Here is a 22,933-nt window from a genome sequence, read left to right on the forward strand (position 1 = left end):
TTACCCATGCTGCGCCAACATTATTTTTTCTAACATCAAATCATGAGACACACGAATTATATCGTCGTCCTATTTTTGGCTACCCTACATCTGACCGTGAGTCAGATAGCATTGGCCCAGGTACGACAATTAACAATGGATGATGCCGTCAAGATCGCACTTGATAAAAATCGGGACTTACAGGTCGCTACGCTGGAGACATCAAAATCGGCTCAGAAAGTAGTCGAAGCGCGGGGCTATGCTTTACCAACTGTTGCGGCTTCGGCGCAGTACTTATATTACTTCAATAAACAGGTTTCATTCCTGCCCGGCAGCTTTGTCGGCCTGGGTGATGATCAGGTAGCAACCTTCCGGGTTGGCGGATCGAATGCACTACTGGGTGGCATTGCGGTATCGCATCCACTTTTTCAGGCTAGTGTTCGATCGGGGATTCGAGCTGCGCAACTAGATGAATCAGCAACTACAGAAGCGTTGACTACAGTTCGGGCTAATGTCGTTACGGAGGTCAAAAAGGCTTATTTGGACGTATTGATTACGCAGGAACAACTTCGCTTACAGCAACAGAGCATTGCTCGAAACGAACAGGCGCTAAAAGACTCCCGTTCATTATTAGCGCAGGGAAAAGCCTCGCGCGTCGATACGCTACGAGCCTTCGTTACCGTCGAGAATTTGCGACCAACGCTCATTCAATTGACGAATCGGATCGGTATCACAAAAACGATTCTGAAGCAGACGATGGGACTGGATGAGCAGGAAGTTATTGAACTTCAGGATTCGCTACGTTATAACGAAATCTCATTTGTATCGCCCGGAACGGACGTTTTTCTCGATGCCGTGCAAGCACGTCCTGAGGTGCGTCGGCTGGAATTATTGGAAAAACTGAATCAGGAACGAATTGTGCAACAGGTCGCCGAAAAACAGCCGAAATTATCGGCAATTGGTTTGGCACAAACGCAATCGCAAGCCAATAACTTTCAGTTTGGCGATTATAAATGGCCCGTGAGTTCGTACATAGGGCTACAAGTCAACGTCCCGATTTTCACCGGTTTCCGAACCAATTCGCGTATTCAGCAGGCACAACTGACCCGCCAGCAAAGCAACACACAACTGGCGAACCTTAAAGAGATTGTACGGGCTGAGGTAAAAATTGGCTTGGCCAATGTTGAGGAAGCACGTCTTCGAATTCAGACGCAGCAGCAAACCATTTCGGTTGCAGAACTAGGCTACCGCATCACGCGCGACCGCTGGAAACAGGGCATCGCTTCCCGGCTAGATATGTCGGATGCCGAGCTTTCTCTGACGCAAGCCAAATCGAATTACTTACAGGCGGTTTATGATTACCTCACGGCAACGGTTAATCTGGACAAAGTATTAGGGAAAATCAGGTAACCTCCCTGAAAAAGCTAAAAGAGGTCAGGTACCAGATGGCCTGCCAATTACCTTACTTGCAACCCCTAAACTTACCGATTAGTGCGTTAAATCAATCATTAGAAAAATCTTATTAGTATGCTTGCATACTAATTTTGAAATGATTTTCTTTGTCGTATAATTAGTATGCAAGCATAATAAACTGACTGCAACATGATTGCGACAGAGCCTAAAGCCTCCATCAAAGGTGGTGAGTTTTTGATCAAAGAAACCGAAGCCGCCCAGGTCTTTATTCCTGAAGAATTTACTGAAGAGCAACTGATGATTGCGGCCACCTGCCGTGAGTTTCTGGAGCGGGAGATCTGGCCACGTCTGAACGAGATTGACAACGCCAAGTCGCCAGAGCTGATTTCGTCGCTGATGGACAAAGCCGGTGAGTTGGGCATTCTTGGTACCTCGGTGCCTGAGCAGTACGGTGGTTTTGGTACCAATTTCAATACCTCGATGCTGGTTGCCGAAGTAACCGGCGCTGGTCACTCGTTCTCGGTGGCGCTGTCGGCGCATACGGGTATCGGCACATTGCCCATTGTTTATTACGGCAACGACGATCAGAAATCGAAATACTTACCCCAGCTGGCCAGTGGCGAATGGAAAGCTGCCTACTGCTTAACGGAACCAGATTCTGGCTCGGATGCTAACTCCGGCAAAACAAAAGCTGTTCTTTCGGAAGATGGTAAACACTACATTCTGAACGGTCAGAAAATGTGGATTACCAACGGTGGCTTTGCCGATGTATATATCGTATTCGCTAAGATTGACGAGAATGGACAGACAGATAAAAATCTGACGGCATTCATTGTTGAGCGGACGTACGAAGGCATCACTATGAACGAGCCGGAGCACAAGATGGGCATCAAAGGCTCCGATACACGTCAGATTTTCTTCAACGATGTAAAAGTGCCGGTCGAGAACATGCTGTCGGAACGCGGCAACGGGTTTAAGATTGCCGTAAACATCCTGAACATCGGTCGGATCAAGTTAGGCATTGCCGCCATTGGTGGGTCGAAAGAAGTGCTTAACAACGCCATTCGCTATGCGAATGAGCGGAAACAGTTCAAAACGGCCATCTCTCAGTTTGGCGCTATCAAACACAAACTGGCCGAAATGGCCCTGAAAATATATGCCTCCGAAACAGCTTCGTATCGGGCTGGCCAGAACATCGACGATCTGATCGAAGACTTTAAAGGGCAGGGTATGGAAGACGGCCAGGCGAAATTAAAAGCCCTGGAGCAGTTTGCCATCGAATGCGCCATCATGAAAGTTCACGGATCGGAAGTACTGGATTACGTGGTTGATGAAGGCGTTCAGGTATACGGTGGCATGGGTTACTCAGCCGACGCGCCCATGGATCGTTCCTACCGCGATGCTCGGATCAATCGGATTTTCGAAGGCACCAACGAAATCAACCGCATGCTCATCGTCGACATGATGCTGAAGCGGGCCATGAAGGGCGAACTCGACCTGATGAGTCCGGCCATGGCCGTTGCCAAAGAAATCATGTCAATTCCCGATTTCGGTTCGGATGAGGAAGAAGGCTTGTTCATTGCCGAGAAGAAAGTCTTGAAGAACCTGAAAAAAGCGGCTCTGATGGTAGCTGGTGCTGCGGTTCAGAAGTTCATGATGACGCTCTCGAACGAACAGGAAATTCTGATGAACGTGGCCGATATGGCGATAGAAGTATATGCCGCAGAGTCAGTCTTATTACGCGTTGAAAAACTGATCAGCATCAAAGGCGAAGAAGCCGTTGCACTGCAAAAACAAATGGCTTTAGTGTATCTGCACGAAGCCGTTGAGAAGGTCAACAACGCAGGTCGGGCGGCTATCACATCCTTTGCCGAAGGCGACGAACTACGCGGCATGTTAATGGGCTTGAAGCGGTTCACCAAAATAGAACCAATGAACCTCAAAGATGCTCGTCGTCAGATTGCCGACGCCATGATTGCCGAGAACAAGTACATTTTCTAATCACAATCGACAGCTAAACTATAACGGGCTGACTCTGAAATAGAGTTGGCCCGTTTGCTTTATTGATATAATCAATCTATTCTCAATCTAACCCAGTCGACTGCTTCTTTCACTATCTTTGATCAAACTCATTACTGGAATAAGTACTGTACTGGCTATTATAATGCTTAACAAAGAGTCTCTAAACAACTTAGCGGGCGATATATGGAAAGGCGCAATTAAACTTCGGGGAAAGTTTAAACCGAAGGATTACGCGTCAGTAATTTTGCCAATGATTGTCATTCGGCGAATTGAATGCGTACTCGACGCAGGGCGCGAACGAATTGCTCGCGACATTGTTGAAAAAAAACTTAAGGCTGCTAAACCTGAACTTACCCCCGACGAACTTACTCAGAATCTTGATAAACGTTTTGAAGGATATGGCCCACGGGGTGAAGTCGATTTGACAGACTTAACGCTAACCTTCGATCAACTACGAGCAACGGTCAAATTAATCGAAAAAAAGCAGTTTAGTTTTTATAATGAAACGCACTGGACTATACGAGCCATTTTAAATAATAACCGCACACAGGCGGAAACGGCGTTCCGGGAGTATGTAGGCGGTTTTGCACCAGTGGTACAGCAAATAATCGACAAATTTGAGTTTAGAGCAGTAATCGGCAAAATGGTGCAGGCCAATCGGTTAGATAGCATCATGGAGTTGGTAAAAAACCTGAACCTCAGCCCTAGTTTGCTGTCGAATATCGAAATGGGCTACGTTTATGAAGAACTGCTTCAACGATTTTCACAGGACGACGCGAAGGATACAGGCGAGCATTTCACACCTCGTGAAGTGATACGCCTAATGGTTGAACTACTCGAAATCGACCTCAACGGTATACTCAACAACCACCGCTCTATATCAATATATGATCCTGCTTGTGGAACCGGTGGAATGCTTTCTGTAGCCAAAGAACACCTTATAGACCAGGTAAAAACGGAAGCTGAGGTGAAGCGCATACAAGACCATGTTTTGCTCTACGGTCAGGAACTACTCCCCCAAAACTATGCGGTCTGTTTAGCCGATATGTTATTAAAAGGTGAGTCTCTGACCATTGACACGACCAACATTCGGCAGCCTGTTAAGCAAATTACCAATGGCAACTCACTGATTGCCGAAGATGGCAAATCGCCTGAATTTGGCGACTTTCACCAGTACCATCGATTCGACTATATGCTATCGAATCCGCCTTTCGGCGTAAACTGGGGCGAGTATGGCCAATACGTTGAGAAACTGCAAAAGGACCGTTACAAACCTGGTTTACCTCGCGACAACGATGGTGCTCTGCTATTTCTGCTATCGATGATCGAGAAGATGAACGATAGAGTTTCGGGAGGGTCTAAAATTGCGATTCTGTTTAGCGGTTCTCCTCTATCAAATGGGGATGCTCTATCGGGGGAATCAGAAATCCGGCGTTATATTCTGGAAAATGATTTGCTGGATACCGTGGTAATGTTGCCTGACCAGTTGTTTTACAGTACAGGCATCTATACCTACATCTGGCTCTTAAACAACGCCAAACCGGCTGGCAAAGACAAAAAGGTTACGATTATCAACGCCCGAAAGCAGTTCGAAAAAGAACCTAAATCGTTTGGTAACAAGCGGCACCGCATTAGCGATGCACACCGGGCGGCTATTATGGCCGACTTTCGGGCCAACAAAGAAAGCGATACCGTCAAAACGTTTCGCACTACAGATTTTGCCTTTCATAAAGTTAGCGTTACTTACTGGTTGCAGGACGAGGATGGAACCCCGTTATACCGTACCGAAGCGTTTGAAAGTCTGCCCACCAACGCTGTTATTAAGCGCGTTTGGGAAACGTTCGGCGATCTTGCTTTCAGCGTTACGCTTGACAACACAACCCTAACCTTCACCTACGACAATACCAAAGCCTTCGATGCCCAATTGGCTGACGTAGCATTGAAGGCTAAGTTACCAGCCATACAGACTCTTTCGGTAAAGGAATTGAAAACCTGGCTGAAACGGGTGCCACTGACAGGCACCTATACGCACCGGCACTACGTACCCGATACCGAATACATTCCGTTCGATGCCGATGCGCCCGACCGGGCCGTTTACATACAGGCGTTTCTGGAACGTGAAATCGAATACCCCATTGTTCGTTGGGAAGAAGCCAGGCACCTGGGTTACGAAATTTTACCTAATAAATACTTCTACTGCTATCAGGAACCGACGCCCTCCGACCAGCTATTGGACGAATTCTGGAAACTAGAGGCAGAGGCAGAAGAAATTTTGACGCAAATCCGTACCGAAGAAACCGTATAAGCTATGGAACAGGAATTGGTTGAATCGGGAATTGAGTGGCAAGGTGTGGTACCTATAAACTGGCGTAAGAGCAAATTGCGTAGACTTTGTACTCAAATTGGTTCGGGAGGAACTCCATCTTCGGGAAATGAAGCCTATTACGATGGTGACATTTTTTGGGTTCAAAGTGGTGATTTGAACGACAGCTATATTAGCGATACGTCAAAGAAACTTTCGGAAGAAGGATACAAAAATTCTTCAGCTAAATACTTTCCTAAGGGCTCTTTATTGATTGCTCTGTATGGGGCCACAATTGGCAAACTTGGCATCTTAGAAATGGATGCTACCACCAACCAAGCTTGTTGTGCCCTAGTAATGTCGGATCGAATTGAAACAAAATTTATGTTTTATTCGGCCTTAGATATGCGACAGTATTTAATCAGCCAAGCTTACGGTGGTGGTCAAGCAAATATCAGCCAAGATATAGTTAAGCATCAGTATTTGTATTTTCCTCCGAAATCCGAACAGGCTGCTATTGCCGCTCATTTAGATCGAGTCTGTGAACGGATCGACAAGGCTATTGCGCTTAAGCAGAAGCAAGTGAAGAAGCTGGAAAAGGTATGGCGTACACGTCTCCATGAAGCCGTAACAAAAGGGCTTTATTCGGATGTACTGAAGCAACCAGGCAATGATTCTTACCTGGGCGATGTACCCATTCATTGGAAAGTAGATCGCATTAAAGATGTAGCAACGTTTAACCCCTCTAAACCTATTATTGAGCCAGATGAAGATATTGCTTTGGTGCCCATGGATTGTGTATCCGAAAATGGGCGCGTATCGATAGCTGGGCAAGTTGCTTACCGAGATGTTGATAAAGGGCTAAATTATTTCCAGGCTGGCGATGTGCTGTTTGCCAAGATTACACCTTGCATGGAAAACGGGAAGGGCGCATTCGTTACAGAATTACCCACACGTTATGCATTCGGCAGTACAGAGTTTTTCGTTATACGACCAAAGCCGTGTATTCTAGGCAAATATTTGTACTATGCTACTCGGACTAAACTATTTAGAGAGTATGCCGAGTTAAATATGAAAGGTGCGGCTGGTCAACAACGAGTAACCGCTAAATTTTTGACGACCTGTAAAATCGCTTTTCCGAGAGATATTAAGGAACAGCAACAAATCGTTGATTACCTGGACGATTTCCGCAAAAAAACAACTCAGATAAAAGCCAGAATGATACGGCAAACATCCGTATTGCAAGATTACCGCCGGAGCATTATTCACGAATACGTGACAGGGAAAAAGCGCGTGGCGGAATATAGTATAACCAACTAACGGACATTCATCATGCAAACGACTATTGAGGTAAGCGATCAACTGCTCCGGGAAAGTATGGAGTTAAGCCATATTGATTCTCCACAGGAACTCATTCATCAGGCCTTGTATGAATTTCTGCGAAAGCTAAAGAAGAGAGAGTTAGCCAATCTGCGTGGTGTTGTCAACTGGGAAGGCGACCTAAGCCAAATGCGTACCACGCCGGATGAATGATTTATTGTTCGATAGCTCCATATGGATTGACTATTTCCGCCGGGTAATTAATCCCAAGACGGATCTTTTACACACAGCGCTGGTGTCCGACTGGCCGGTCTGGATATGCCCACCCATCTGGCAGGAAGTACTACAGGGCATAAAATCGCCCAGTGAATTACGCACGGTTCAGGACAAATTCAAGTACCTGGAGCGTTTACAGGCAGATGCCTACGAACAGGCCGACCGGGCGGCCACGCTATACCGAGTGTTGCGCCAGCAGGGCGTAACCATCCGTAAGCCAAACGATTGCCTGATTGCCGTTTATGCCCTGCGATTTAATTTGCAGATTGTACATAATGATGTAGACTTCGACCGTATCGCTACCCATTTACCCATAAACGAAGGAATCTTGCGCCTGTATTCATGAATACAACGTTATGCCGAGCAATAAAGAAAAAAAGTTTGAAACCCACATTGCCGATTACCTCCAGAAACGGCATGGGATGCGCCCGTTATCGGTCGATGAACTGACCGACCGGGACTATCATATTATTACCAAAGAACTTTTTGATTTCCTGCTCGCCACTCAGTCCAACACACTACGTAGTCTCGAATTGGATTACGGCACCGACACAGAGGCCGAAGTCTTGCGTCACCTCCGCAATGCGCTGCAACATAGTCCGCTTTGGTTACTTATTCGCAACGGTTTGACGGTACGAAACCGGAAGTTTCAACTCTTTTATCCCAAGCCCCGCAGCCAGACCTCGCCTGTTCTGGTAGATTTATACAACAAGAACCGCTTTACACTCAAAACCCAATATCATTTTGATCGTAACAGCGATAAATCGGTCGACCTGGTTATATGGTTGAATGGGCTTCCTATTGTCACCCTCGAAGTAAAGCATCCCGATGAGGGCCAGACATATGCCGATGCTGTGCAGCAATACATTGACCGTGGGTATAGCAATCAACTTTTCGAGTTACCATTTCTTCACATTGCCGCTGATACCCAAAACGTTAAAGCAGCTACGAATCCACATAGTGCCGGTAATTTTCAATGGCTCAATGATGGATTGGACAACCGTGCAAAAAACGAGGGCGAATATCCAATTGAACACCTCTACGCTGATGTTCTTTCGCCCGATAGCTTGCTGGCGTTTCTGGAAACCTACCTGATTTATGTGCCCTCGAAGCCCCGCATGGATTCGGGAGGTATTACTGAATACAGTCCTGAATTTACCATTTTCCCACGCTATCATCAGTTACGGTCCACACGGCTAATTGCTGGATTAGTTCAACAGCAATATGCCGAACACAATCGACTAGGTCAGAAGTATCTGGTATATCATTCGGCAGGAGCGGGAAAAACGCTTACCATTAGCTGGATGGCCGACCGACTTCATGCGCTCTACCACCCTAGAACAGACAATAAGGTTTTTGATTTGATCTTTATTCTGACCGACCGTAAATCGCTGGACAAAAATATAAAAGACGACCTGGAATTATTTAGTCACCTACGCGCAGATCCAAACAATCCAGTTGTTGGCTTTGCGCATAACTCATTTAATCTGTGGCAATTAATTCAGCGTCGTCGGCCCATTATTGTCACAACGATTCAGAAATTCACGGAGGTACAGCAGAAACTTAAAAATGATGCTGATCTTAAACAATTAAACGTCGCTTTCTTAATTGACGAAGCCCACCGTTCGCAAGACGGGCCTCAAAGCGCAGCCACGCGTACGCCCTTCACACGCGCCGATCAACCTGATACGGATACAGAAGAGAAAACAGAGGAAGAAGAAATCGGCAAGGCCCTTAAGAAAGTTGATATTGGTAATCAAGTACTCGTTGCATTTACCGCTACACCCACGGCTAAAACTGTTGCCACATTTGGCGACCCAGTAGATATTTATTACGAAGACGAAGCCATCCGTGAAGGATATATTCTGGACGTTGCGGCAAATATTATCAGCTACAAAACACTTTATAATCTGAATAGCCGGGTAGCCTTACCCGACATTGAGTACCCACAAGGCGTAATTGCCAAAGCCCTTCAGGATGTTGCTTACCGAGATGAAGACCTGATCCGGTACAAATGCGAAATCATCGTCAAACTATTCAAGGAGAAGGTAGCGGGTCAACTGGATGGCAAAGCGAAAGCGATGGTTGTAGCTTCATCACGTCCGGCGGGTTTAACCTACTACCGGACGTTACAAACCATGCTCGCCCAAAAGCGGCTCCCTTATAAGGTGTTATTTGCGTTTACTAACTTTTCAATAACTGATGAACAAGGTAATTCGCAAGACTACAACGAAGCAGGTGTAAACGGTATTGAATTAATCGATGGTGTAAAAGTTATTGAAGATTACTTTGATCAGGACGAGTATCGCATTCTGGTGGTAGCTAATAAGTTTCAGACAGGCTTTAACCAGCCGAAACTATGCGGTATGTTCCTGGATAAGGTTGTACGCGATGCCAATGCTGTCCAAACGATCTCCCGCCTAAATCGAAATTATCCTGGCAAGCAACAAGGCGAACTGTTAGTTGTTGATTTCACTAACAATGCAGCCGAGATTATTAAAGCCTTTAAGAAGTTCCGGCAAAATGTGCCGTATAAAACGGCAGAGCCTGACCCACTCGCCCTTGACGCGCTCCGAAAGCAAATAGATGATGAAGCCGTATTTAGCACTACCCAGATCGAGGCTTATATAAAGCAATTAGAGCTAGCCGAGCAGGACTCTGAAAAGGACGCTAAACTACAAAGTTTAACAGTAGCCTATAGAAAGCAATTTGAACAACGGTACTCCGAGCGCAACGACCGTCGGTCATACGTAGGATTATTAAACCGGTTTGTAAAGCTCTACTATTTTCTATCAAATTTTTATGATGCATCAGCCCACCGTTCTTTTGCTCTTTTTGCCGATGCATTAGGCCAACAGTTGCTGCGAGACCCAACGAACCAGATTCCACTTTCTGAGTTACTAAAAAATGTATATTTGGAACGAGGAGCCGTTAAATACGTTGGTAAAGAGACGATTGGCGAATTGAAGGATAGTATAGTCTCGCCAAAAGATTCGTATAAAACACCAGTTGGCAGACCCGAAACGCTCAAGATGACGGTAACTGAATTCATGGATAAGCTACGGGAAGATTTTCCAATCACCGACGAAGAAGCCGTTGTTATCCGACAGATTCAGAATACTATCATGGCCGATGATCAATTGCGCGAATCAGTCCGTGCCAATGCCAATAAACAAGATTTTATACAGTCGCAGGTTGAGCGTATTGAAAAAGAAATCTGGGATCAATATATTGAGCGACAACAGTATGACAAGCTCCAGGACGAGCATTATACAGGAGAAGGGGGTATTGTCTCTTTAATTGCTCGTCGAATTATCGATTACCTGTCTAAAAACAATGTAGTCTATTCAAAAACCCGCAAGCCAGGATCATTGCGAGGAAAATGGAACATACCTGACAATTTTAACGAACCTCTTGATGATCTTTACGACTACATGTTTTAAATATGAAAGTGCTAATTGATACCCAAATTTTGATCTGGTTCCAAAATGATAGCCCTAAACTCAATTATGATATTCAAGATTTGATCCGAGATGAAGCAAATGAAATATGGGTCAGCCCTGCTAGCTTTTTCGAAATAGCCATTAAACATAAAACCGGAAAGCTCCCTGAAGTGGCCTCTTCTGTGCAGGAATTTATGGCTCAGGCCCGGATAGATAACTTCTTTGTTTTCGGATTGGATGACAGACACATTGCGGCTTATAACGAAATCCCTTTTCGTAAAGCTCCTTTAGATAAGGATGAACATAAAGATCCATTCGACCGTATGATTCTGGCTACAGCCTTAGCAGAAAATATCCCCATAGTTTCTGCTGATAGTAAGTTTGTCTTATATACTGATTTAGTTTCGCTTATTCCAGCCTGAATTGGATATTGATCAGCATTAATTAAATACTCGTCGTCAAATCGCCGATGCCATGATTGCCGAGAACAAGTACATTTTCTAATCACAATCGACAGCTAAATACCGCGAGCCAGCCTTATGGGTTGGCTCGCTTTTTTGTAGTCCAACATTCGTTTAACCCTACTGACATACCGCTGTCACTACGTCACGCGACCTTTGTTGCGGTCATTCACCAATCCCAACAAATCATGACAACGCAACTGACAGTTCCAGAGAACGCTTTATCCGCAAAAGAAATCCAGCCTTTCACTGCGCTCACGTTTACAACTCGCACTACCCTGCAAACACTGTCGCAATATGCGCCCAGTGTCGCCATGGAACTTTATCAAGAAGCAAGTCAGCTTAATCTGAACATCACGGGTCCGATTCACTGGATTTATACAGACGTTACTGGTGATCCTACCCGTGAATTTCAACTGGAAATTGTCTTACCGATTCAGCAGACAGGCGATCAATCTGATCGATTTTCGTATCAGGTCTATCCTGCGTTTCGCTGCTTATCCTACACGCATACAGGCCCATGGAGCGACTTTGGTGAACTATATGATGCCCTTTTTGGCCAGTTTCATCGGGATGGCAATCAGACAAATGGGGACGTTCGTGAGGTATACAGTGTTGTTGATCTGGAGCATATGGAAAAGTGCGTAACTGAAATACAGATTGGTTTAGCGTAAGCTCACTTTTTAAATAGTACATGACCTTGTACCGAAGTTGGTAGAAAACCCGGCTTCGGTACTTTTTTATAGACTCCAGCGCGTATCCTGTTTTACGCGGCTTAACCGAGTTTTAGAACGGCCTATTCATGAAAAATCAGCAATCCAATTCCCGGCGAACCTTCCTGCGTAATCTGGGCGCGAGTGCATCGGCTCTATCCCTACCTATGTTCGGCTATGCCGATAACCAGCTTGTTCAGAACGAGTCCAGCGGCCTTTATTCATTCCTAACAAACCCTGATACAAAAGGGCTGGGACAACCTGGTCGTAAACTAGGTATTGCCTTAGTCGGCCTGGGTTATTACAGCACCAATTTGCTGGCTCCGGCTCTGCAACAAACGCAAAACTGCCGTCTGGCAGGTATTGTAACGGGTACGCCCTCAAAAGCCGAGGAGTGGATGAAGAAATATAATATCCCGAAAGAAAACGTCTACGACTACAAAACCTTCGACCGAATTGCGGATAACAAAGACATCGATGTTGTCTATGTTGTGCTGCCCAACTCGATGCACGAAGAATATGTGGTTCGGGCGGCAAAGGCGGGTAAGCACGTCATTTGCGAAAAACCGATGGCCATTACCCCAAAAGCTTGCCAGAATATGATTGATGCCTGCAAAAAGGCAAATAAGCAACTGGCCATTGGTTATCGTCTTCATTATGAGCCATTCACCAAAGAGGTTATGCGTTTAGGCCAGGAGAAGGTATTCGGAGCCGTTAAATTCGTAGAGAGCAGCGATGGCTTCCGAAGTGGTGATCCGAACCAGTGGCGTTTGAAAAAAAGCATGGCCGGTGGTGGGCCACTCATGGACGTCGGCATCTACGCGATACAGGGAGCCCGCTACGTAACGGGCGAAGAACCCATTTCGGTAACGGCCCAGTTTGCCCCCAAAACTGACCCTGTAAAATTCAAGGATGTTGAGGAGACAATGTTCTGGCAGTTTGAATTTCCAAGCGGTGCCGTTTCCAATTCGACCACCAGTTATGCCTCGGGTGTTGAACGACTTTACGCTTCCTGCGAGAAGGGTTGGTTTGAACTAGCACCCGCTTTCGGTTACGGTCCCCTGAAAGGTCGTACCAGTAAAGGTCCAATTGAGATGCCCGTCGTGAACCATCAGGCAGCCCACATGGACGGCGTCTGCAAAGATCTACTCGATGGCAAACAACTGCCCAGCCACATTACGGGTGAAGAAGGGTTACGGGATGTTACGCTGCTACAGGCCATTTATCAGGCCGCTGAAACAGGAAAGAAGGTGAAATTGAAGGCATAAAACCTCTTTTGTCACTGTATTTTTTTGTCATTCCGACGTCAGGAGGAATCTCAACTTCCTCATTAGTCAAGTCTAAGATTTCTCCTGACGTCGAAATGACAAAAAAGCGAATCAGTGTTTTTCATGGTGCTCACCCGCTTTCTCTTCTTCGGCGGGTACCTGAATCTGAGCTTCTAAGCCCTTGGCCCAATCGGCAACTAACTTCGCTTCTTCGGGTTTGAGTTTAGCATCATGGTGAATCCAGAGATAAGATGCTAAGGGCATCCAGCCATCGGTGACGGCCTCCCCTACTTCCTCCAATTTATGGTGGGCTTTTTTAGGCGAATACGCAGCAAATTCCGAAAAATTGAGTTCGTCCTTCCCTTCTTCTATATGATGGTGGAGCCACCAGGCCACCGGCTGAATATTATCGTACCAGGGGTAAACGGTATTGTTCGAATGACAATCGAAGCAGGCTCTTTTGAGTACAGCGTGCACGTCAGCAGGAACGGCGTATTTCGTTGTGATGTCATTGGCTGACACAACTGTAGACTGATTTTTCTCGGGCCGAATAAACTGAATAATAACCAGTACGGCGAGCAGACCCAGCAGAATTTTACGAAGCATGTTAGTAGAAAGAATAGGTTAAGAATGGCTAAATATATATTATTCGACCATTCCCTATTCTTAAATCATTTTAATGTCTGCATCAGTACCTGAGCCTTGCGGATATTGGTGTTCTGCCGGTCTGTTTCAATCAGTCCATCGCGGAGTCGAATAATCCGGTGCGAATATTCGGCGATATCCTCTTCGTGGGTCACCATAATCACAGTGTTGCCTTTGCTGTGAATCTGGTCAAAGAGGTCCATGATTTCGTAGGACGTTTTCGTATCGAGGTTACCCGTTGGCTCATCGGCCAGTAGGATACTGGGATCGTTGACCAGCGCACGCGCCACCGCAACCCGTTGCCGCTGCCCCCCCGAAAGTTCGTTAGGCCGGTGGCCAGCCCGATTCTCCAGACCAACATTTTTGAGGGCCTGCATGGCTTTTTCAGTACGGTCGGCTTTGCTGTAGCCAGCATAGATGAGGGGCAGAGCTACGTTTTCGAGCGAAGTTTGGCGCGGTAGCAGGTTAAATGTCTGGAAAACAAAACCGATTTCTTTGTTACGAACCTCAGCCAGTTCGTTTTCTCCCATACGGCTAACATCCTGACTATTCAGAATATACTGTCCTGACGTTGGCGAATCCAGACAGCCCACAATGTTCATCAGGGTAGATTTACCCGAGCCTGATGGCCCCATGAACGCAACATACTCCCCTTTTTTAATCTCGATCGTAATCGATTTGAGCGCGTCAACCACTTCGGTACCCATTACGTAGCGTTTGGCGATGTTGCGAGTTTCTATAATGTTCATAGTGCATTAGGCTGAATAGACAAAGCTACTTCATTGCAGAAATTTCTCCTTATTCTTTTCGATTGACGCTAATTTTTGCTGATAAGTCGGCAGAAATGCCTGATAATCGGCAGGTGAGGTAGCTGATTGTAGTTTTATCAGGCCCTTCTCGGCGTAATCGGGCAAGCTTAAGTCCAGACACAGAGATACATATAACTTCAGCAATTCGGCGTTATCTTCATTGACCGACAAGGCCGTCAATACTAGATCATAAGCCGCTTTTGTCCGTTTCTGTTGTTGGTCAAGTTGTGCTGCAACTGTAACAATTTTAGCGTTTAGTGGTGCTAGTTTTAAGGCGTTTTGATAAGCCTGTTGTGCCTGGCCAAGTCGGTGAGTGCGTTCATAAGTTTGTCCCAGCCAATAGTCTCGCTCGGCCCAGTGTTGCGGTAAAATAGGCTTCCTGGCCATCGTCTCTGCCGAACCAACACTCCGTCGGAAAGCCGACAGCCGAAGAGCCGCAACATCCCGCAACGAAGCAGCAAAGGCACTCACTTGTTTTGAGTCTGGTAAGCCTGATAAAATCAGCTGTGCATTTCGCCACTGTAAGTTATCGAGATAGTCATTGGTCAAAGCAACCCCGGCAACCGTCTTCAAACTTGGGTCCTGAATCGTTTCCCAATAAGCACCCCGATTTAAATCATCAATACGATACGTGGCATAGAACGCTTTCTCCAAATCAGACTCTGGCTTACGCTCCTGGTAAAGCACTTGCTTCAAGGCCGCAACAGCCTGATCATTTTGGGCAGCCGTTTCCCAAAAGCGCTGTGCTATTGCCAGCTCATTCGCCTTAGTAAACGCTATTGCCCGATAGTAAATCGATGTTGTATCGGTATTATAACCAAATGTTTCAGCAGCTTTCCGGTACAAATCCTGCTCCAGGAACCACAACCCGGCAATGGAGCGATAAGCCGATCCGCTTTTCTCATCTCCTTCAGCCAATTGGCCAATGAGGGCAAAAGCCGTCGCGTGATTATGCTGTTTGTATTCCGTTGCGGCCCGTGCCAATAGCAAATCGTCCGTAAAGTCCTGATTAGCGGGATTATCAGATAGTTTCTGAAACGCTTTGGCAGCTACACTGTCGGACTGTTGGTTCGCTAATGCATAGTTATACAAACTAGCAAATCGACTCACGCTTAATCCTTGTTTTAGCGTTTCGTTAGATAACCAGGTCGGTCTATGTGGTTGTGTGGTATCCTGTGCGGCCACAATTCGTAAAGCCAGCGCATTCGCCTGATATGATTCGTAGGTTGATTCTGTTACGCTACGAGCTAGCGTAGAATCAGCAGCCAGTACAGTGGGATTTCGGGCGTAAAATGCCAGCAAATTCGACTCCGGCACTTCATTACGTCCAGACGTTGTAGTTGCCGACTTGAAGTAATAATACGCTGAGTCGGCAACGCTGGTCCGCGCATAGAGATAGCCGAGGTTATTCTGCAATTCGCCACTATTCGGAAATGCCCGAATACCCCGTTGAAGCGCTTTCACGGCCTCGAAAAATAAGCCGGTGTTTAAGTAAGTCTGACTCAAACCGGCATAATCCTGAGGGTTCGGTTTTTTCAGGAGCGCCTGCTGAAAATAAAAAGCTGCCGCTGTCTGGTTATTCTGTGCCAATGCCAGCGACGCCATTCCATAGTTGGATTTGTGATTCTGGAACTCCTGTTCCAACGCTAGTTGATAAAATGCATTGGCCGATGTAGGCTGGTTACTGGCGACGTAATAATCTCCCAATCCGTTATAATAACCCGCAACACTCTGGCGAACAGTAATTAACCCACCTGATCCCAGCAAGGCAATTACCCCAACGACTCCTACAATGCGGAACAAACTCAATTCCAGCCGTTTAGGCTTGTATAGTACGCGATATACAGGCAGATTTTGTTGATAGATCGGCAGAAAGTTAATAACGACGTAGGCAACAAAACACAGGCCCATCGCCAGTTGTGTATAGGTAATCACATCCTCGAATACCTCTATCAATGGGTCGTTAGCCGTAACGAATGTATAGCCAATCGTAAGCGTCGTCAGCAAAGCCAGCCCCATGTACAAATAGGCACCCGAATCACGAAAGGAGAACGTATCCTGTTGCTCCACTAACCGACGAAAGCCCCAAACACCCATCTTGACCGAAATCAGATAGAGAATAAAGGGGCTAATAGCCAATACATCCCAGTCGATATATTTTGTATTTTTCAGCCAGGTGAGTGCCAGATTAACCAGATACAACAGGCTAATAAACAGAAAGTTGTTGATCCCCAAAGTTCGACGAGATGGCGTCTTACCTTCCTCAGAACGTCCGGCAGATGTAAGCCAGACGAGCCCGGCAACAACTTCGGTAGCAATGAAAAAAATGAACCCACTTCCTAAGGCCAGCAAAACAGGCATTCCGTAACTGACTACCACTAAAGCCGGAAACTTAACTGGCGATAAGGCGCTCAAAGCAAGCGAAACCCCAAGAGTCAGCACCCCAAAAACGCCCAATCGAATGGCTATTGGATAATCAGATCGGAAGGCATGGAAATAATAACTTGTTGTTCCAAACAGAAACGTCAGTAACAGAAACAGATAATTGCTACCGAGCCCCGGTACTTCAAGCATTTCCCAGCGAAAAAAAGCTAAGCCAAGTATAAGGATAGCCATTCCAATCAGATACCGAATTCTATCGAATCGGGTAATGGCGCTAATCAGCAAAACAAAGGCTATGCAAATGCCAATCAGAAAAGCCGTTGCCAATACTGGTCTGACTTGCATAGCCGATGCCACAAACTGTTCAGAAACGGCATAGGCTTTCCCATTTACCGCATAGCCAAGGATTCCGTCGGAGAAGGAATGGAAAATAATTGGTAGTTCGTTTAGCTCACTTAATACATCCCAACTGACAACATTGCCTAGGCCACGTAACCAGGCAATGACGAAGGCAACAAGGCTGATACAGAAGACAATAAAGCTAAAGAGGTAGGTAAGTCGATAGGTTCGACTCCAGGCTTTCCAGAAAAATAAGGATGACATGAAAGAAAAACGCAGTTAACCGCTGGTTAGTGCCTGCGTAACTACTGATGCCCGCCACTAATTCCAGATGCGAAAGGTACAAAGTCGCTGTTTAGAAGGCAAGGACTAGCCAGAAGCTTAGCATCCAGCGGCACACGCCACCGCAATACACCATTGGTGGCATTCAGACAATACAAGCTGGAGTCCTGGCTCCCGAAATAAACAAAGCCATTATACACGACGGCGCTTGCGCTAACAATACCCCCAGTGTTATACCGCCAGCGTAAAGTACCAGTCGTGGCATCGAAAGCATACATTGTCTTGTCTTCACTACCTATATAAACAATGCCATTTTCAACGGCTGCACTGGCAGTTATTCGCCCAGAGGTGCCATATTTCCACCGTAAGGTACCAGTTGTAGCATCAAGGGCATAGAGCGTTTTATCTTCGCTGCCAATGTACACAATGCCATTAGAAACCACCGGGCTAGACGTTACCAGGCCGCCTGTAGCGTATTGCCATTTAATTGCTCCGGTAGCCGCATCCAGTACGTAAAGATTGTAATCGTTGGTACCGATATACACCAGGCTACCTACTACGGCAGGGCTAGACGTAATTTGACCACCAGCACCAAATTTCCAGCGTTGCGTTCCGGTAGTGGCATCAAGGGCATAGAGCGTCTGATCTTTACTTCCGAAGTATACTTGTCCATTCACAACTGTAGGGCTTGAAGTAACCCCACCCGCTGTGCCGAATTTCCAGCGTATGGCCCCCGTCAGCACATTGAGCGCATATAGATTTTGGTCTTCACTACCCACAAACACGGTGGTACCCGAAACCACCGGGCTGGATAAGATACTGTTTCCTGTACTGACTTTCCAGCGTTGCGTTCCTGTTTCCGCATCAAAGGCATAGAGATTCCCATTGTCGCTTCCCGTAAACGCCATTCCAACTGCCGCAAACGCACTCGATGTAATGGACGACCCCGTGGAAACCCGCCATTTAACCGCCCCCGTACCTCCATCGACAGCAAAAAAATTACCAATGCCATTGCCGATATACACATACGAACCACCATTTGTAATAGAACTGGCTACACTGATCGTGACGGTATACGTCTGGACCGTATTATCCTGCGCCGTGACAGTATACGAAACCGGTTTTGTAAAATCCCGAGCAACTGTAGAGCCAGGCGTTATCACAGCATTGGGCGATATTGTAATGCCGGGCGATAATTTAGTTAAATCAGCGCCAGCTGGCACTGTAGCCCGAACCGTATGAATAACCGAATCGATAACGCCAGTAACGGCTGGAGAAAGATAGGGAAGTGAGAACGCAGTAATATTTTTTGCTGTGCTAACAGGCTGGGTATCGACCGAACTTTGACAAGCCACAACAACTAATACAAGTCCAGTTAGCTGTAGAAAGGGGCTCAATAAATTTCGCAACATGAGTAGTGTAGATTAATTTGAGTAAACGGGTGAGCGTGCCGAATTAATTAGCAATTCGGCGTATGAATAGTAAAGGCGCTTATTTTTTAGTCGATCTCTCAGAAAAAGAAATCCTGTTTTGGTAGATGTATGCCAATCAATATGGTTATCTCTGACTCTAAAACATATATAATGCCAAAGTGACATTTAGACATACAAAAAATATATATCAGTTTATTTGCCCAATTTATATCATAAAAAAACCTCGTTCTATACAATCATTTTGATCGAGAACGAGGATAACAAATGGTCACTCTGCTAACAATAAATTTATTTCTTTCAGATTTTCAGACAAAAATCAAGGCCATAAAGAGGTGCTTTTAACTTAACCATATACTTATGCCCGCCCTGTCATCTTTGTCAGTTTCAATAATTTATCGGCAATCTTATTAGTCAATTGATCAGCTTGTAAGCGCCACTGCCAGCTTCGTCCACCCAGGCCAGGCGTATTCATCCGATGCATTTCATCCAGATTCAGAATATCCTGAACGGGCATTATCGCCAGTCGCGCAACCGACTGCATAGTCAATCGGCAAATCTGCTCTACGACATTCCTATCCGTGACTTTGTAACCCAGGTAATCATTCATGCGTTGCCGATGAATTTCATCCGACTCGTGGAACCAGCCTAGTGTTGTATTATTGTCGTGAGTACCTGAGTACACAACAAAGTTTTCGGTATGGTTGTGAATGGCGTGCGTTGAGGTAGGCATGTCGTACCCAAACCCAAATTGAACGACTCGCATGCCTGGAATTCCATAGTGTCGCAAATACGGTTGTATTTCGGCGGCTTTAGCCCCCAAATCTTCGGCAATAATAGGCAGTTGGACAAACTGCCGGTGCATGGCGTGCATAAAAGCTTCGATAGGCGCTTTTACCCACTCACCTACTTTAGCTGTTGGTTCATTAGCCGGAATTTCCCAATACACGGCAAATCCCAGAAAATGGTCTAATCGGGTTAGGCTGTATAAAGACATCTGATGCCGTAACCGATGCATCCACCACGCAAATCCTGTACGTTCATGCTCGGCCCAGTCGTAAATGGGGTTACCCCATCGCTGCCCATACTCGCTAAAATAATCGGGCGGAGCTCCAGCGACGAATAAGGGCTGAAAGTTCGCGTCGAGCTTAAACAAAGTCGGGTTAGCCCAAACATCGGCACTATTGAATTGAATGTAGATGGGAATATCGCCGATCAAATGAATTTTTTTTCCATAACAATAGGCGGTCAATTCATTCCACTGTCGCATGAAAAAGTACTGCATCACCTTAACGACCTCAATACGATCATGCAACAAGTCGATCTGGCGAGCCAATGCTGTCGGATCACGCCTGACGAGTTCCTCCGGCCAACGCACCCAGGTAGGCTCACCTGTCGATTCCTGCAAGGCCGTAAATAGCGCGTAATCATTTAGCCAATCGGCTTGCCAAGCGCAGAAACGTTCATAATCACTGCGTTGGGCCGGAACCGCATCCCGTAAAAATACTTCGGCCGCCTGTTGCAGCAGAGGGCGTTTTTTTATCCAGGCCGCATGCATTGTATTCGGGGCCAACACAAGAGGACCTGCTAATATGGTTGGGGTCGTATTGCCCGATACGCTAATCGGCTCGGTTACGGTTACGTCGTGAACAGGCTGCTCATTAAACACATCCAGCGCTTCCTGACTGAGCAGATTTTCTTCTACCAATTTCTCCAAACTAATCATCAGAATATTTCCAGCAAAAGCCGATGGACTACTGTAGGGAGAAAATCCCGAACCTGGATCAACGGGCGTAAGCGGAAGAATTTGCCAATAGGTTTGTCCTGATGCTTCCAGAAAATCAGCAAAGCGATAAGCTTCGGGGCCTAAATCGCCAACACCGTGCGCAGAAGGCAATGAGGTAATATGAAGCAGCAAGCCACTTGAACGTTGTTGAAGCATGAAAAAAGAGTCGTTGAGTCAGTATCGTTAGTCAATAAGTCGATAGTCAATAGTCGTCAGTTGACAGCGTTAGCGATCAGTTCTCTACTAACTATGAACCATTGGCTGATGACTGTTGACTAAGGACTATTAGCTAGCGACTTGTTTTTGTACAAATCCGCTCCGGGTTATTTTTGTTTGACTTTTCACGTAAAAAGCTAACTGCCAAACCTATTTGATTGCGAATCAATAGGAAAATGACTTCATTGATTCTTGACCTTACGCGGTTTTTCTCCTACTTTTGCAGTCCCAAACAACGGGCAACATTTCAATAAAGAAATACCACATACCAATGAGTAACGCAACGGCAGTCAATACGGGTAAGATTACGCAAATAATCGGGCCGGTCGTGGACGTGAGTTTCGAGGGCGAAGGCACCCGGATTCCCGCCATTCTGGACGCCCTCAGAGTAACAAAACCCAATGGCCAACAGGTCATTCTGGAAGTTCAGCAACACCTTGGCGAAGACCGTGTACGGGCAATTGCGATGGACTCTACCGACGGGCTGTATCGCGGCTTAGATGTTATTGACCTTCGTGCTCAAATCACAATGCCTACCGGCGACGGAATTCGGGGTCGGTTATTTAACGTGGTTGGTGATGCCATTGATGGTATCCCACAACCAAAAACAACCGGTACTGGCCTTCCTATTCACCGGGCTGCGCCTAAATTCGAAGACCTCGCCACCTCAACCGAAGTTCTTTTCACAGGTATCAAAGTAATTGACCTGCTGGAACCTTACGCGAAAGGTGGTAAAATTGGTCTCTTCGGTGGTGCTGGTGTAGGTAAAACCGTATTGATTCAGGAATTGATCAACAACATCGCGAAGGCTTACGCAGGTCTGTCGGTATTTGCTGGCGTGGGCGAACGTACCCGCGAAGGAAATGACCTGCTCCGCGAGATGATTGAAGCTGGGATCATTAAATACGGTGATGCATTCAAACATTCGATGGAAGAAGGCGGCTGGGATCTGACCAAAGTTGATTTGGAAGAGATGACCAAAAGCCAGGCGACTTTCGTATTCGGACAGATGAACGAGCCTCCTGGAGCACGTGCTCGGGTAGCTCTGTCGGGTCTGACTATTGCAGAACACTTCCGTGATGGTGACGGCGAAGGTGCCGGTCGTGATATTCTGTTCTTCGTTGATAACATTTTCCGCTTTACCCAGGCAGGTTCGGAGGTATCGGCTCTTTTAGGCCGGATGCCATCGGCGGTAGGTTACCAGCCTACGTTGGCTACCGAAATGGGTGTCATGCAGGAACGTATCACCTCAACCAAACGGGGTTCAATCACATCGGTACAGGCCGTTTATGTACCTGCCGATGACTTAACTGACCCTGCTCCGGCTACCACCTTTGCTCACTTAGATGCTACAACGGTATTAAGCCGGAAAATTTCTGAGCTGGGTATCTATCCTGCCGTTGACCCGCTTGATTCGACTTCGCGGATTCTGTCTGCCGAAATCCTGGGCGACGAGCACTATAATACCGCTCAACGCGTAAAAGAGATTCTGCAACGCTACAAAGAATTGCAGGATATCATCGCGATTCTTGGTCTGGAAGAACTTTCGGAAGAAGACAAACTGGTTGTAAGCCGCGCTCGTCGTGTACAACGCTTCCTGTCGCAGCCTTTCTTCGTAGCTGAACAGTTCACCGGTCTGAAAGGCGTTCTGGTGCCGATTGAAGATACCATCAAAGGCTTCAACCTGATCATCGACGGTAAATACGATCACCTACCAGAAGCTGCATTCAACCTCGTTGGTACCATTGAAGATGCAGTTGCCAAAGGAGAGAAAATGTTGAAAGAGGCTGGTCAATAAGCCATATTTCAGGTTTCCAGCTTACAATTTAATACTTTATTAATCGTAT

General features: G+C 46.4%; 16 protein-coding genes. 11 read left to right on the top strand and 5 right to left on the bottom strand.

The window, feature by feature from the left end; all coding sequences use genetic code 11:
- Window positions 1-42: 42 nt before the first annotated feature.
- The 10 genes from ACYVGR_RS33535 (at window position 43) to ACYVGR_RS33580 (ending at window position 13,197) form a co-directional block, all read left to right on the top strand.
- Window positions 43-1,389: a TolC family protein gene (locus ACYVGR_RS33535; RefSeq protein WP_460964669.1), complete on the top strand. Its 1,347-nt coding sequence runs from the start codon at window positions 43-45 to the stop codon at window positions 1,387-1,389.
- Window positions 1,390-1,581: 192 nt separating this feature from the next.
- Complete coding sequence (locus ACYVGR_RS33540) at window positions 1,582-3,393, top strand: acyl-CoA dehydrogenase family protein (RefSeq protein WP_460964671.1); 1,812 nt, start codon at window positions 1,582-1,584, stop codon at window positions 3,391-3,393.
- A 163-nt stretch (window positions 3,394-3,556) separates the two neighbouring features.
- Window positions 3,557-5,719: a class I SAM-dependent DNA methyltransferase gene (locus tag ACYVGR_RS33545; protein ID WP_460964672.1), complete on the top strand. Its 2,163-nt coding sequence runs from the start codon at window positions 3,557-3,559 to the stop codon at window positions 5,717-5,719.
- 3 nt (window positions 5,720-5,722) lie between these two features.
- Complete coding sequence (locus ACYVGR_RS33550) at window positions 5,723-7,036, top strand: restriction endonuclease subunit S (protein WP_460964674.1); 1,314 nt, start codon at window positions 5,723-5,725, stop codon at window positions 7,034-7,036.
- A 12-nt stretch (window positions 7,037-7,048) separates the two neighbouring features.
- The gene (locus tag ACYVGR_RS33555; protein WP_460964675.1) at window positions 7,049-7,249 is read left to right on the top strand and encodes a type II toxin-antitoxin system VapB family antitoxin; all 201 of its coding nucleotides are present in this window, start codon (window positions 7,049-7,051) and stop codon (window positions 7,247-7,249) included.
- Window positions 7,242-7,658, top strand: coding sequence for a type II toxin-antitoxin system VapC family toxin (vapC, locus tag ACYVGR_RS33560; RefSeq protein ID WP_460964677.1), 417 nt, complete (start codon window positions 7,242-7,244; stop codon window positions 7,656-7,658). The genes ACYVGR_RS33555 and vapC overlap by 8 nt, the downstream gene beginning before the upstream one ends.
- A 10-nt stretch (window positions 7,659-7,668) precedes the next feature.
- Window positions 7,669-10,755 (top strand): DEAD/DEAH box helicase family protein, encoded by a 3,087-nt coding sequence (locus ACYVGR_RS33565; protein WP_460964679.1) that lies wholly within the window; start codon window positions 7,669-7,671, stop codon window positions 10,753-10,755.
- A 2-nt stretch (window positions 10,756-10,757) separates the two neighbouring features.
- Window positions 10,758-11,177, top strand: a complete 420-nt coding sequence (locus ACYVGR_RS33570) for a type II toxin-antitoxin system VapC family toxin (RefSeq protein ID WP_460964681.1) — start codon at window positions 10,758-10,760, stop codon at window positions 11,175-11,177.
- A 227-nt stretch (window positions 11,178-11,404) separates the two neighbouring features.
- On the top strand, window positions 11,405-11,890 hold the full coding sequence (locus ACYVGR_RS33575) for a GyrI-like domain-containing protein (protein ID WP_460964683.1): 486 nt from the start codon (window positions 11,405-11,407) through the stop codon (window positions 11,888-11,890).
- A gap of 128 nt (window positions 11,891-12,018) precedes the next feature.
- Window positions 12,019-13,197 (top strand): Gfo/Idh/MocA family protein, encoded by a 1,179-nt coding sequence (locus ACYVGR_RS33580; protein ID WP_460964684.1) that lies wholly within the window; start codon window positions 12,019-12,021, stop codon window positions 13,195-13,197.
- 111 nt (window positions 13,198-13,308) lie between these two features.
- Here ACYVGR_RS33580 and ACYVGR_RS33585 read toward each other — a convergent pair whose 3' ends face one another.
- The 5 genes from ACYVGR_RS33585 to malQ all read right to left on the bottom strand — a co-directional run bounded on the left by ACYVGR_RS33585 (window position 13,309) and on the right by malQ (window position 21,026).
- A complete protein-coding gene (locus ACYVGR_RS33585; RefSeq protein ID WP_460964686.1) occupies window positions 13,309-13,803 on the bottom strand; it encodes a heme-binding domain-containing protein in 495 nt (164 codons plus the stop codon).
- A gap of 65 nt (window positions 13,804-13,868) precedes the next feature.
- Window positions 13,869-14,591 carry an ABC transporter ATP-binding protein gene (locus tag ACYVGR_RS33590; RefSeq protein WP_460964688.1) on the bottom strand — a complete coding sequence of 241 codons (723 nt, stop codon included), beginning with the start codon at window positions 14,589-14,591 and terminating at the stop codon, window positions 13,869-13,871.
- 30 nt (window positions 14,592-14,621) lie between these two features.
- The gene (locus ACYVGR_RS33595) at window positions 14,622-17,636 is read right to left on the bottom strand and encodes a tetratricopeptide repeat protein (RefSeq protein WP_460964690.1); all 3,015 of its coding nucleotides are present in this window, start codon (window positions 17,634-17,636) and stop codon (window positions 14,622-14,624) included.
- Window positions 17,637-17,677: 41 nt separating this feature from the next.
- Window positions 17,678-19,066, bottom strand: a complete 1,389-nt coding sequence (locus tag ACYVGR_RS33600; RefSeq protein ID WP_460964692.1) for an outer membrane protein assembly factor BamB family protein — start codon at window positions 19,064-19,066, stop codon at window positions 17,678-17,680.
- Between the two features lie 376 nt (window positions 19,067-19,442).
- On the bottom strand, window positions 19,443-21,026 hold the full coding sequence (gene malQ, locus ACYVGR_RS33605) for a 4-alpha-glucanotransferase (RefSeq protein WP_460964693.1): 1,584 nt from the start codon (window positions 21,024-21,026) through the stop codon (window positions 19,443-19,445).
- A 331-nt stretch (window positions 21,027-21,357) separates the two neighbouring features.
- On the opposite strand from malQ, the gene atpD reads away from it, so the two are divergent.
- Complete coding sequence (gene atpD, locus ACYVGR_RS33610) at window positions 21,358-22,884, top strand: F0F1 ATP synthase subunit beta (protein WP_460964695.1); 1,527 nt, start codon at window positions 21,358-21,360, stop codon at window positions 22,882-22,884.
- Window positions 22,885-22,933: the final 49 nt, after the last annotated feature.

The sequence above is a fragment of the Spirosoma litoris genome (genome assembly GCF_054776755.1).

Excerpts from the sequence above, each read along its gene's own strand:
- ACYVGR_RS33535 (WP_460964669.1), top strand. The coding sequence starts at position 43 with ATGAGACACACGAATTATATCGTCGTCCTATTTTTGGCTACCCTACAT.
- ACYVGR_RS33540 (WP_460964671.1), top strand. The coding sequence starts at position 1,582 with ATGATTGCGACAGAGCCTAAAGCCTCCATCAAAGGTGGTGAGTTTTTG.
- ACYVGR_RS33545 (WP_460964672.1), top strand. The coding sequence starts at position 3,557 with ATGCTTAACAAAGAGTCTCTAAACAACTTAGCGGGCGATATATGGAAA.
- ACYVGR_RS33550 (WP_460964674.1), top strand. The coding sequence starts at position 5,723 with ATGGAACAGGAATTGGTTGAATCGGGAATTGAGTGGCAAGGTGTGGTA.
- ACYVGR_RS33555 (WP_460964675.1), top strand. The coding sequence starts at position 7,049 with ATGCAAACGACTATTGAGGTAAGCGATCAACTGCTCCGGGAAAGTATG.
- vapC (WP_460964677.1), top strand. The coding sequence starts at position 7,242 with ATGAATGATTTATTGTTCGATAGCTCCATATGGATTGACTATTTCCGC.
- ACYVGR_RS33565 (WP_460964679.1), top strand. The coding sequence starts at position 7,669 with ATGCCGAGCAATAAAGAAAAAAAGTTTGAAACCCACATTGCCGATTAC.
- ACYVGR_RS33570 (WP_460964681.1), top strand. The coding sequence starts at position 10,758 with ATGAAAGTGCTAATTGATACCCAAATTTTGATCTGGTTCCAAAATGAT.
- ACYVGR_RS33575 (WP_460964683.1), top strand. The coding sequence starts at position 11,405 with ATGACAACGCAACTGACAGTTCCAGAGAACGCTTTATCCGCAAAAGAA.
- ACYVGR_RS33580 (WP_460964684.1), top strand. The coding sequence starts at position 12,019 with ATGAAAAATCAGCAATCCAATTCCCGGCGAACCTTCCTGCGTAATCTG.
- ACYVGR_RS33585 (WP_460964686.1), bottom strand. The coding sequence starts at position 13,803 with ATGCTTCGTAAAATTCTGCTGGGTCTGCTCGCCGTACTGGTTATTATT.
- ACYVGR_RS33590 (WP_460964688.1), bottom strand. The coding sequence starts at position 14,591 with ATGAACATTATAGAAACTCGCAACATCGCCAAACGCTACGTAATGGGT.
- ACYVGR_RS33595 (WP_460964690.1), bottom strand. The coding sequence starts at position 17,636 with ATGTCATCCTTATTTTTCTGGAAAGCCTGGAGTCGAACCTATCGACTT.
- ACYVGR_RS33600 (WP_460964692.1), bottom strand. The coding sequence starts at position 19,066 with ATGTTGCGAAATTTATTGAGCCCCTTTCTACAGCTAACTGGACTTGTA.
- malQ (WP_460964693.1), bottom strand. The coding sequence starts at position 21,026 with ATGCTTCAACAACGTTCAAGTGGCTTGCTGCTTCATATTACCTCATTG.
- atpD (WP_460964695.1), top strand. The coding sequence starts at position 21,358 with ATGAGTAACGCAACGGCAGTCAATACGGGTAAGATTACGCAAATAATC.